Below are 11,514 nucleotides of genomic sequence, written 5' to 3'. Positions count from 1 at the left end.
GCCGCTTCGCTCGACTTGCATGTGTTAAGCACGCCGCCAGCGTTCATCCTGAGCCAGGATCAAACTCTCTGATAAAATGTGCGCGTTTAGAAATTCACGTGCTTGCACAGGCGAATTTTACGCGTTCATCTTGCAAGCTTCGCTTGCGAGATTTGTTCCAAGTTCAAAATCAACATACTAGCTAATTTATCCCTTTTACTGTTTTAAAGGATCTTTCGATCGTTTTGAATTACTTATTCAGAACTTTCGAGGATGTGTTTCATTGTTTAATTATCAAGGATCTTTGCTGTTCTCTCGATCAGCAACTCATTTATTTTATCAAACTCATTTGCATTTGTCAAGAACTTTTTTCAACTTTTTTCAAAGTCGAGCGGAGAAGGAGGGATTTGAACCCTCGCGCCGCTATTAACGACCTACTCCCTTTCCAGGGGAGCCCCTTCAGCCAGCTTGGGTACTTCTCCATAGTTTGCCTGATTCATAATCAGATATTCAGTTAACTGAGTTTTGAGCGGAGAGGGTGGGATTCGAACCCACGCGCCCTTTCGGACAAACGGTTTTCAAGACCGCCTCGTTATGACCGCTTCGATACCTCTCCGTGTGTGAATTCAAATCTCGGTAACTCCCGAAATCATCTCAGTTTTTGGCTTGTCAGCTTTGCGTTTTTATCTCTCTCGCTCAGCGACATTCGTTATTATATCAGCAGTGTTTCAGAATGTCAACCACTTTTTTGAATTTTTTTTACATTTTTTTCAATTTCTTTTTCGTTTTCGCTGTTTTTCCCTGTTTTGCAATTCGCACATTTGTTTTTACCCATTTATAGTTTGCTTTCTGTATTTTGCTTTTTTCTATTTTTCTGCCAGAAAGCTCTCTGCAACGAGCAGATCCTCCGGTGTTGTGATTTTTATATTTTCATAGCCGCCTTTTACCATCACTGATGCGATTCCCATCTCCTGCTCCACAACCATGGCATCGTCGGTGATTCCTTCTGTGGAATGCTGTATCAGTTTTTCGAATGCCGGAAACAGAAGCTCTGCTGCAAAGGCCTGCGGGGTCTGTGCCTGCCATACAAGATCTCTTCGCGGGCTTTCCCTGATTTTTCCGTTTTCATCGGTAAGCTTGATGGTATCCTTGACCGGCATGCCAAGGACACAGGCTTTTTCTTCTTTTACACATGCGCAGAGACGTTCCAGCATTTCCTGGTTTAAAAACGGGCGGGCGCCATCGTGAATCAGAACGTAATCGGTCTTCTGCTCCTGTTCGCTTTCCAGGCTTTTCAGCGTCTGCAATGCTTTCCAGACAGATTCATACCGTTCCCTTCCGCCTGCGCATACGGAAACAGTTTTCTTAATTCCATATTTTTCGATAATCTCTTTCTGACAGTATTCTATTTTATCCGCACCTGTCACAAGAATGATCTGGTCAATCTCCGGCGAATGTTCAAAAACCTCCAGCGCGTAAACCACGACTGGTTTTCCTCCGATTTCCAGAAACTGTTTTGCTACGCTTCCGCCCATCCGGGTTCCCTTTCCGGCTGCCAGGACAACCGCAGTGTATTTTTCTTTCTTCTCGTTCATCTTTTCCTCCGTTTTCTACAAATACAAAAACTCCGCAGCAGATCTCTCTTCTCCGTTCTGCTGCGGAAGTTTCTTTTTCTTATCGTTCTCCAAGCTTCAGGTTCGGTACGGCATTCAGGTCCCAGCCGTGGCGGGTTCCCTTCTGGTACTCGTAGTAAGCTGCCACACCGATCATGGCCGCATTGTCGGTACAGAAGATCGGGGACGGACGGTAAAAGCGGATGCCCTCTTTTTCACATGCTGCTTCCATCGCCGCGCGGAGTGCCCCGTTCGATGCAACGCCGCCGGCGATCGCCAGACGGTCCATATGGTAATCTTTGGCCGCACGAATGGCATTATCCACCAGAACGTCCACAACGGCCTGCTGGAAGGACGCAGCGATGTCTGCTTCGACAATTGGTTCGCCTATCATCCGGCATTTGTTCAGATGGTTTAAAACGGCAGATTTTACGCCGCTGAAGCTGAAGTCATACGGCGCATCCTCCATGTGGGCACGCGGGAAGTCGATGGCGTGCGGGTTTCCTTCTTTTGCCAGCTTGTCGATCTTCGGTCCGCCCGGATAGCCGAGTCCGATGGCACGGGCTACCTTGTCGAAGGCTTCTCCGGCTGCGTCGTCTCTCGTTCTTCCGAGAATTTCGAAAGAACCGTAATCTTTTACAATGACAAGATGGGTATGGCCTCCGGAGATGATTTCACACAGGAACGGCGGCTCCAGATCCGGGTGTTCGATATAGTTCGCCGAGACGTGGCCTTCAATATGGTGAACGCCGACCAGCGGTTTCTTTTTTGCATAGGCGATCGCTTTTGCCTCTGCCACGCCGACGAGAAGTGCGCCGACAAGGCCAGGGCCGTACGTAACACCGATCGCATCAATATCATCCAGAGTGACATCGGCTTCTTTTAAGGCTGCTTCTACAACCTGGTTGATTTTTTCGATATGTTTTCTGGATGCAATTTCCGGCACAACGCCGCCATACAGGGTATGGATGGCGATCTGGGATGAAATAATGTTAGACAGCACACATCTTCCGTTTTTCACGACGGATGCTGCGGTTTCATCGCAGGAGCTCTCAATTGCAAGAATCAGGGTATCTTTTTCACTCATTTTTCGTTTCCTCTTCAAATAACAGTTCTACTGATCTTCCGTCTTTTCCAAGCTCTGCGGCCGGGAAAATCTTCTGTACCTCATCCATGTACCGCTGCGGGCCGACGAGCGACGGGGAAAAGTGGGTCAGCCACATTTCGGCAGCCTCGGCATCTTTTGCCAGTTTTGCCGCCTCGTAGAAGGTCATATGCTTAAATTCTTTTGCTTTTGCCTGTTTTTCCGGCTCGCCGTACATTCCCTCGCAGATGAAAAGGTCGGAGCCTTTCGCATGTTCGGAGATCGACGGAATCGGGCGGGTATCGGTGCAGTAGGTCACCTTCAGTCCCTTTCTGGCAGGGCCGAGGACCATGTCCGGCGTATACGTCTTTCCATCCAGGGTGACAGTCTCGCCTTTCTGCAGCGGATTCCAGCATTTAATCGGAATTTCCTGTGCTTTAGCGCGCTCCACATCGAATTTTCCCTTGCGGGAGATCTCCAGCGAATAGCCGTAGCAGGTGATATTGTGCTGCACGCGGAAGGCTGTGATTTTGTAGCCGTTCATCTCAATCACTTCCTCCGGCGCTGTCACCTCGTGAAATACAATCGGGAACGGCAACTCCGGGCAGATGACACGCAGTGAATTGACGACGCGCTCCAGGCCTTTTGGGCCGATCATGGTCAGCGGTTCTCTCCTGTCAGTGTTTCCCATCGTCAGGAGAAGTCCTGGAAGGCCGCTGATGTGGTCTGCGTGGTAATGGGTGAAGCAGATGGCATCAATCGGCTTAAAGGTCCAGCCTTTTTCCTTGATGGCAACCTGGGTTCCCTCGCCGCAGTCGATCAGAAGGCTGCTTCCGTTGTATCGGGTCATCAGGGCGGTCAGGCGTCTGCCTGGCAGAGGCATCATACCGCCTGTTCCCAGTAAACATACATCTAACACGTTTTTCCTCCATATTCTATCCGGCTTTTTCGAAAGCCGGTCAGGTATTTTACGTTGAAAAAGCGTGTCCAAAACGGTTTGTTTCAGACACGCTCTCATCTTAACACAGTTTTTTCAAACACGCAATGACGCGGGTTTTATTTATTTGCTGTCATGACAGCTTCCTTCATCATGCGGACATACGTATAGATGTGCTGCTCCGCATGAGTGCCGTACTTCGCAATCATTTTGACGATAGCGCTTCCGACGATGACACCGTCCGCAATTTTTGCAATGTTGGCCGCCTGATCGGTCGTGTTGATGCCGAAGCCTACGGCTACCGGAATATCGGTTACTTTGCGGATTGCGGCGATCATGGAATCGAGATCCGTCTTGATCTCGCTTCTGACACCGGTAACGCCCAGAGACGATACGAGGTAGATAAAACCTTCGGCGTCTGCGGCAATTTTCTGGATGCGCTGCTCAGACGTCGGCGCAATCAGGGAAATGACATCTACCTGATGGCTGCGCGCAATATCGTTTAATTCGCCTTTTTCCTCATACGGCATATCCGGGATGATGATGCCGTTGATGCCGACTTCCTCGCATTTTGTAAAGAACGGCTCGTATCCGTAATGGAACACCGGGTTTAAGTAGGTCATAAACACCAGCGGAATGTCTGTTTTTTTGCGCACGGAGGCTACCATATCGAAAATTTTATCGGTGGTGGTTCCGGCTTTTAAGGAACGGAGGTCTGCCTCCTGGATGACAACGCCCTCGGCGATCGGATCGGAAAACGGGATTCCGATCTCGATCAGGTCTGCGCCTGCTTTTTCGAGCTCCAGAATATAATTCTCTGTTTTTTCAATTTTCGGGTCTCCGGCTGTCAGAAACGGAATGAATGCTTTGCCGTTTGAAAATGCTTCTGTTACTTTACTCATGAAGGTCCCTCCCTCTGTATCTTGCAATGGCTGCTACGTCTTTGTCTCCGCGTCCGGACAGACAGATGATGATGGAGTCTTCCGGATCAAATTCTTTTGCGATCTTCATCGCATGGGCTACTGCATGGGCACTCTCGATCGCACAGATGATACCCTCGGTTCTTGCGAGGTATTCAAAAGCTTCTACTGCCTCATCGTCCGTTACCGGAACGTATTCGGCGCGGCCGATGTCATGCAGATATGCATGCTCCGGTCCAATGCCCGGGTAGTCAAGGCCTGCGGAAATCGAGTAAACCGGTGCGATCTGACCGTATTTATCCTGGCAGAAGTAGGATTTCATACCGTGGAAGACGCCGAGTGTTCCGGTTGCAATGGTTGCTGCAGTCTCTGCGGTGTTGACGCCGCGTCCTGCTGCCTCGCATCCGATCAGGCGGACATTTTTGTCATTGATGAAGTTATAGAACATACCCATCGCATTGCTTCCGCCGCCGACGCATGCCATGACGGCTTTCGGGAGTTTTCCTTCTTTTTCGAGGATCTGCTCTCTTGCCTCTTTGCTGATGACAGCCTGGAAATCGCGGACGATGGTCGGGAACGGATGCGGGCCCATAACGGAACCGAGAACGTAGTGGGTGTCATCGACACGTGATACCCACTCGCGCATCGCCTCATTGACGGCATCTTTTAAGGTCATAGTTCCGGTAGTAACGGCATTTACTTTTGCCCCGAGAAGCTCCATCCGGTATACATTGAGGGCCTGACGGTCGGTGTCTTCTTTTCCCATGAAGATCTCACACTCAAGTCCCATCAGCGCTGCTGCCGTTGCGGTTGCCACACCGTGCTGGCCGGCTCCGGTCTCTGCGATGACACGGGTTTTTCCCATTCTTTTTGCGAGGAGGCACTGTCCGAGCACGTTGTTGATTTTGTGGGCTCCGGTGTGGTTCAGATCCTCTCGTTTGAGGTAAATTTTTGCTCCGCCGAGATCCTTTGTCATTTTCTCTGCGTAGTAGAGAAGGGACGGGCGGCCCGCGTAATTTTTCAGCAGGTCATCGAGCTCCTGGCAGAACTCCGGATCGTTTTTATAATAATTGTACTGTTTTTCCAAATTGATAATTTCATTCATCAGAGTTTCCGGTATGTACTGGCCTCCGTGAATACCAAATCTTCCGTCAGACATGTCTTATCCTCCTTATGCATTCTGTGATTTTTTTCGGGTCCTTTACGCCGTCTGTCTCGACACCGCTGCTGATGTCGACGGCGAAGGGATGTGTCTGTAAAATCGCCTGTTCCACATTTTCGGCGTTCAGGCCTCCCGCAAGGAAATACGGGCGGTCCATGTTTCTGATCAGTGACCAGTCGAACGATTCGCCGGTACCACCTTTTCCGTGGTCGAGAAGGATGTAATCGGCGCTGCTTTTTTTCGCCTTTTCGACGTCCTCCCTGGTTTTGATGGAAAATGCCTTGATCAGTTCCCCGCCGGTGCGGAACCGGAGCGAATGGATATATTCTTCACTCTCATTTCCGTGGAGCTGTGCCAGATCGATGACGCCCTCTTCGAGGTATCCTGCGACAATCGCCGGAAGCTCGTTCACAAAAACGCCGACCGCCTGGATTTCGGGATCCAGATAGCGCCGCAGCGTCACGGCATGTTCTTTTGTAATCTGTCTGCGGCTTTTTGCAAAGACAAAGCCGACATATTCGGGCTTCAGCTCATTCACCGCATCGATGTCTTCCAGCCGTGTGAGCCCGCAGATTTTGATTCTGGTCTGTTCTTCCATAACGTTTGACTCCCCGTGCGCTCTGTTTTGTTTTGCACACTTACGTTACCACTTTAACACATTGAAGAGAGTTTTTCAAGCTCTGCTTTTTTGTTGCTGCTCCGCATCAGCGTTTCGCCGATCAGAACGGCATCGGTTTTATTCTGATACAGTCTTCCGACATCCTCCGGCGTTTTGATGCCGCTCTCGGATACGAAAACAATGTTTTCCGGGACAAGCTCCCGCAGCCGCTCACTGTTGTGGATATCGACCGTGAAATCTTTTAAGTTGCGGTTGTTGACGCCGATGATCCTTGCTCCGGCGCGCATGGCCTGTGCAACCTCCGCCTCATCGTGGGCTTCCACAAGAGCGGAAAGGCCGAGGGAATGCGCTGTTTCCAGATATTCTTTTAAGGTTTCCTCCGGCAGCAGCGCACAGATCAGAAGGACAGCGGTGGCTCCGAGCACCTTTGCCTCGTAGATCATATAGGGATCCACGGTAAAATCTTTCCGCAGAACCGGGATGGATACGGTTTCTGCAATTTTTTTTAAGTAACGCTTGTCGCCTTTGAAGTATTCCGGCTCGGTCAGGCAGGAAATGGCGGAGGCACCGGCCGCTTCATATTCCTTTGCGATCTCCAGATAGGGGAAATCTTCTGCGATGATGCCCTTCGACGGGGAGGCTTTTTTTACCTCGCAGATAAAGGACATGCCCGGCTTTTTCAGCGCCTGTTCAAACGGGAATCCGGTGTCCGGGTTCATCGCCATTGCCTTTTCTTTCATTTCTGCAAGAGAACACTTCTCTTTTTCTGCAGCGACACGTTTTCTTGTGGCTTCTGCAATCGTTTCCAGTATCATATGTTTATTCCTCTTCTGCCAATTTATTGGCGAGTGACACAAACTCTTCGAGTTTTTTCTGTGCTTTTCCGCTGTCGATCAGCTCCTCTGCCAGTTTTACAGCGTCCTGCATCGGGATTTCTTTTGCTACATGAAGGGCTGCGGCGGCATTCAGGACAACAGCGTCTCTTGCCGGGCCTTTCTTTCCTGCAAGAATTTCTTTCGTAATTTCAGCATTCTCCTGCGGAGTTCCGCCGACCAGCTCTTCTTTGGTGCAGCGGGTCATGCCGAACTCTTCCGGTGTGATGACGTATTCCTCAAACGTTCCGTCCTTGATCTCGCAGACGCTTGTCGGTGCGCTTAAGGAAATTTCATCGAGGCAGTCCTGGCCGTAGACAACCATGCCGCGTTTGACACCAAGATTGGAGAGAACTTCTGCCATCGGGCGGATAAGTGCTTCCTCGTAGACACCCATCACCTGCATCGTGGCTGCTGCCGGGTTGGTCAGCGGTCCGAGGATGTTGAAAATGGTCCGGATGCCGAGCATCTTGCGGACCGGTGCCACGTATTTCATGGACATGTGGTATTTCTGTGCGAACAGGAAACAGATTCCAAGTTTTTCCAGAACTTCTTTGTTTTTCTCCGGCTCCAGGTCGACTTTGACGCCGAGCGCTTCGAGACAGTCGGCTGCGCCGGATTTGCTCGATGCGGCGCGGTTTCCGTGTTTTGCAACTGCGACGCCGCCTGCAGAGATCACAAGGGATGCTGTTGTGGAGATGTTGAAGGAATTGGATTTATCTCCGCCGGTTCCGACGATTTCCAGAACATCCTTGTCATGTTCCATGTGAACACCATGCTTTCTCATGCCGTTGGCACATGCGGTGATCTCTTCGATTGTCTCGCCTTTCATCGTCATGGCAGTTAAAAATGCGCTGATCTGGATCGGATCGGCTTTTCCTCCCATGATTTCATCCATGGCGCCCTCTGCCATCTCGTAGGTTAAGTTCTCTTTATTTACCAGTTTTACAATCGCTTCCCGAATCATATTCTGTTCCTCTCTTTCTTTGCTGTCCTGTGATCTATCTTGTAATTTTTAAGAAGTTTTCTACCATCTGTCTGCCCTGCGGGGTCAGAATGGATTCCGGATGGAACTGGACTCCGTAGATCTTTTTCTCACTGTCCTCGACTGCCATGACCTCGCCGTCTGCAGTTCTTGCCGTTACCTTTAAGGTTTCCGGCAGTGTCGCTTCATCAGCTGCGAGGGAATGGTATCTTGCAACCGGAACGGTTTCCGGCAGCCCCTGGAATAATTCCGAGGTAAGATCCAGCGTTGTCTCGGACTGTTTGCCGTGCATCAGCTGTTTCGCATAGGTGACGGTCGCGCCGTACGCGGCACAGATTGCCTGATGGCCGAGGCAGACACCGAGGATCGGGATCTCGCCGCCTAATTTTTCTACAATCTCCATGCATCGGCCTGCCTGCTCCGGACGGCCCGGTCCGGGAGATAAAATGATGGATGCCGGTGCCAGTGCGCAGATTTCGTCGATCGTCATCTCGTCGTTCCGGATGACCTTCATGTCCGGATTGATCGAACCGGCGAGCTGATACAGGTTATAGGAAAAACTGTCATAATTATCTACCAGCAGTATCATAAGTTGCTTCCTCCTTCTGCCTCTGCAAGTGCGACCATCACGGCCTTTGCTTTGTTGATGCATTCCTGATGCTCTTTTTCCGGTACGCTGTCGGCTACAATGCCGGCACCGGAGCGGACGAACACTTTTCCGTTTTTCTTAAACGCAAGCCGGATTGCGATGCAGGTGTCCATATTTCCGGTGAAATCCAGATAGCCGATCGCACCGCCGTAAATGCCGCGCTTGTTGTTTTCCAGCTCGTTGATGATCTGGCAGGCACGAAGCTTTGGGGCACCGGAGAGGGTTCCGGCCGGGAGAACGGAATCGATAGCATCGACTGCGGTCTTGTCTTTCCGAAGCTGTCCTTTTACAGTGGAACCGATGTGCATGACGTGGGAGTAACGTTCGATTGACATGTATTTTTCTACTTCCACGGTTCCGAAATCACAGATCTTTCCAAGATCGTTTCTTCCCAGATCGACCAACATATTGTGCTCGGCACGCTCTTTTTCATCGGCGAGGAGTTCTTTTTCCAGCCGCTGGTCTTCTTCATAGCTCTTTCCTCTCGGCCGCGTTCCGGCAAGCGGGAAGGTCCGGACCTCTCCGTCTTCGACTTTTACGAGAGTTTCCGGGGATGCACCGGCGATCTCAACATCATCACTCGAGAAGTAGAACATGTACGGCGACGGGTTCGTTGTGCGGAGGACGCGGTACGTATCGAAGAGGCTGCCTTCAAAATCGGCTTCGAGCCGGTTGGAGAGAACGAGCTGGAAGAGGTCTCCCTCGTGGATATAATGTTTGACCTGCTCGACTTTCTCACAGTACGCTTTCTCATCGAAGAGCGGGTGGAACTCGGATTTCAGGTGGCCGGCTTTCGTCTCGGCCGGTTTTCCGAAGCGGATCAGTTCTTCCATTTTTTCGAGTTCCTGTACGGCTTTTTCGTAATTTTCTTCGAGATTTTCGGTTTCGATATTAAGCATCAGTACGATTTTCTGACGATAATTATCATAGGCGATGACCTTATCGAACAGCATCAGGTCGACATCTTTGAAATGTTCCTGATCTTCTGCGTCCAGCTTTAAGGTCGGCTCGCTGTACTTGATGTAATCGTAAGAGAAGTATCCGACGAGGCCGCCGGTGAAGGTCGGCAGTGTCGCGATCTTCGGACTTTTATTTTTCTCAATCAGGGTTTTGATGACAGCTCCCGGATGGGCTGTCTTTGCGGTCAGCCGGATCTGTCCGGTCGGAAGCTGTTCTTTGTGGCTTTCCGGAATATCTTCTACTTTTTTCATCTCTGCCGCATCGGCGGTGATTGTCAGGTTTCCGTTGACACAGGTGAGTTCCAGCGACGGATCGTAGCCGAGGAAGGTGTATCTTCCCCACTGTTTTTTATCCTCCACGCTTTCAAGCATGTAGCAGTGGCTGCTGACGCCCTGCAGGACTTTCAGTGTTTCTACTGGTGTACGGATATCCGAATAAATTTCTCTGCTTACCGGGATTTTCCGAAAAGCTCCCGATGCGGCTGCTTTTGAAATTTCTTCTAACGTCATCTGTTTCATCTTGTTATCTCCTCTCCTTGCGTCTGCAAAGGCTGTCATCAACACTGGTCCTCAGAACCAATTTCTGATATACAAAAAACCGCCCCCGGCAAAGAATCACTTTGTTCTTTGCCAAGGGCGGGTATATTTTTATACTCGTGGTGCCACCTTGTTTTGCGATTGCTCACACGCTCTGCAGAATACGATCATATTCCTGGCAACTAACGTATGCCTGCACGTTACAGAATACTCAGACGGTTTCCCGCTTTTCCCTGTACCCTCCGTGGTCCATTTGCTGATCCGCTTTCTGTCCGGCTTCCACCTGCCCGGGCTCTCTGTGAGTGCGCTTCCAACGTTATCTCCACTTCATCGGTTTCGAAGTATTTATTTTTTTCTTATGCGCTGTATTATAGTCCCATTCTTTTTTGCTGTCAAGTAATTTTTTTGTTCTTTTTGTTCAAAGTCCGGTATTTTTATGATATTCCCGTGTCCACGCCGCAAGAGCTTCGTCCAGATCGCGCGGGAGCTCGACCTGCATTGCCTCGGTGATCTGGCGGTCCATCTCCCGTTTCGTCTCGGCATCCACTTTCCGCTCGGTGCACATCTGCTCATAGGCGTCCTGTCCTTTGCTCATGTAGACCGCAAACAGCCAGCTCTTTAACGATGCTTTCGTGTGCAGCTCTTCATTTGCTTTCTGAAAGCACGTAAGTGCTTCATTCATCTGGAACAGACTTGCGTAGGCACAGCCCATGTTGTTGTAAATACTTCCGGTGAACTGGCTTCCCATGTTGGTTTCGTTTTCCTCGGTATCTTTCAGCGTTTCCTGGTAAACCTGGATCGCATTGATATATTTTTCGTGGTCGACAAGGTAGTCTCCCTTGATTTTTTTCCGCACAATCTCCGGCTGCTCCTCGAACCGTTTCAGGCGCTCATTCATCTCACGGAACTGATCGTGGGAAAGATAATTGATCTCCTTGAAGATCGGCAGGATAAACTCACCGATGTTCTTTTTCTCCTCCAGAAGGACGTAGAGACGCTGGTACAGTCTTCTTAAGTGGAGTTCTTCTTTCATCCACACCAGCAGCTGCTCGTTAATGATGGTCTCGTCCAGCAGATAGATGTTGTGGTACAGATAATAGCACAGTTCCTCGATGGAATAAATATTTGTGCTGATGTTGGAAATATAATACGGATTTTTCGCCCGTTTGACCTGACATAAAATATAACCGCTCATCGT

General features: G+C 50.1%; 11 protein-coding genes, 2 tRNA genes and 1 rRNA gene. All 14 read right to left on the bottom strand.

The annotated features are described in order from the left end of the window. Positions 1 to 75, bottom strand: a 16S ribosomal RNA gene (locus tag I2G42_RS07270); the annotation flags it as partial. 296 nt (positions 76 to 371) lie between these two features. Further along, a tRNA-Ser gene (locus I2G42_RS07265) sits at positions 372 to 461 on the bottom strand. Positions 462 to 509: 48 nt separating this feature from the next. Next, positions 510 to 595, bottom strand: a tRNA-Ser gene (locus tag I2G42_RS07260). A gap of 250 nt (positions 596 to 845) precedes the next feature. Next, positions 846 to 1,574: a 2-C-methyl-D-erythritol 4-phosphate cytidylyltransferase gene (ispD, locus tag I2G42_RS07255; protein ID WP_022462649.1), complete on the bottom strand. Its 729-nt coding sequence runs from the start codon at positions 1,572 to 1,574 to the stop codon at positions 846 to 848. 79 nt (positions 1,575 to 1,653) lie between these two features. Further along, on the bottom strand, positions 1,654 to 2,679 hold the full coding sequence (gene tsaD / locus I2G42_RS07250; RefSeq protein WP_195530897.1) for a tRNA (adenosine(37)-N6)-threonylcarbamoyltransferase complex transferase subunit TsaD: 1,026 nt from the start codon (positions 2,677 to 2,679) through the stop codon (positions 1,654 to 1,656). Continuing rightward, positions 2,672 to 3,595, bottom strand: a complete 924-nt coding sequence (locus I2G42_RS07245; RefSeq protein ID WP_022462651.1) for a ribonuclease Z — start codon at positions 3,593 to 3,595, stop codon at positions 2,672 to 2,674. The genes tsaD and I2G42_RS07245 overlap by 8 nt, the downstream gene beginning before the upstream one ends. Before the next feature lie 137 nt (positions 3,596 to 3,732). Then, a complete protein-coding gene (trpA, locus tag I2G42_RS07240) occupies positions 3,733 to 4,515 on the bottom strand; it encodes a tryptophan synthase subunit alpha (protein WP_055228635.1) in 783 nt (260 codons plus the stop codon). Then, positions 4,508 to 5,692 (bottom strand): tryptophan synthase subunit beta, encoded by a 1,185-nt coding sequence (trpB, locus tag I2G42_RS07235; protein ID WP_022462653.1) that lies wholly within the window; start codon positions 5,690 to 5,692, stop codon positions 4,508 to 4,510. The genes trpA and trpB overlap by 8 nt, the downstream gene beginning before the upstream one ends. After that, the gene (locus I2G42_RS07230) at positions 5,685 to 6,293 is read right to left on the bottom strand and encodes a phosphoribosylanthranilate isomerase (RefSeq protein ID WP_055228636.1); all 609 of its coding nucleotides are present in this window, start codon (positions 6,291 to 6,293) and stop codon (positions 5,685 to 5,687) included. The genes trpB and I2G42_RS07230 overlap by 8 nt, the downstream gene beginning before the upstream one ends. 53 nt (positions 6,294 to 6,346) lie before the next feature. Further along, on the bottom strand, positions 6,347 to 7,129 hold the full coding sequence (trpC, locus tag I2G42_RS07225) for an indole-3-glycerol phosphate synthase TrpC (protein WP_022462655.1): 783 nt from the start codon (positions 7,127 to 7,129) through the stop codon (positions 6,347 to 6,349). Positions 7,130 to 7,133: 4 nt separating this feature from the next. Continuing rightward, positions 7,134 to 8,153, bottom strand: a complete 1,020-nt coding sequence (gene trpD / locus I2G42_RS07220) for an anthranilate phosphoribosyltransferase (RefSeq protein WP_195530896.1) — start codon at positions 8,151 to 8,153, stop codon at positions 7,134 to 7,136. A 34-nt stretch (positions 8,154 to 8,187) separates the two neighbouring features. Beyond that, positions 8,188 to 8,760, bottom strand: a complete 573-nt coding sequence (locus I2G42_RS07215) for an anthranilate synthase component II (RefSeq protein WP_022462657.1) — start codon at positions 8,758 to 8,760, stop codon at positions 8,188 to 8,190. Further along, positions 8,757 to 10,298 carry an anthranilate synthase component I gene (gene trpE / locus I2G42_RS07210; protein WP_022462658.1) on the bottom strand — a complete coding sequence of 514 codons (1,542 nt, stop codon included), beginning with the start codon at positions 10,296 to 10,298 and terminating at the stop codon, positions 8,757 to 8,759. The genes I2G42_RS07215 and trpE overlap by 4 nt, the downstream gene beginning before the upstream one ends. Before the next feature lie 436 nt (positions 10,299 to 10,734). Continuing rightward, positions 10,735 to 11,511, bottom strand: a complete 777-nt coding sequence (locus I2G42_RS07205) for a hypothetical protein (RefSeq protein ID WP_022462659.1) — start codon at positions 11,509 to 11,511, stop codon at positions 10,735 to 10,737. Between the last annotated feature and the right edge of the window lie 3 nt (positions 11,512 to 11,514).

The sequence above is a fragment of the Fusicatenibacter saccharivorans genome, assembly GCF_015557635.1.
Classification (GTDB): domain Bacteria; phylum Bacillota; class Clostridia; order Lachnospirales; family Lachnospiraceae; genus Fusicatenibacter; species Fusicatenibacter saccharivorans.
The sequence above is the reverse complement of the archived record's forward strand: the minus strand, read 5'-3'. Positions and strand labels throughout refer to the sequence as shown.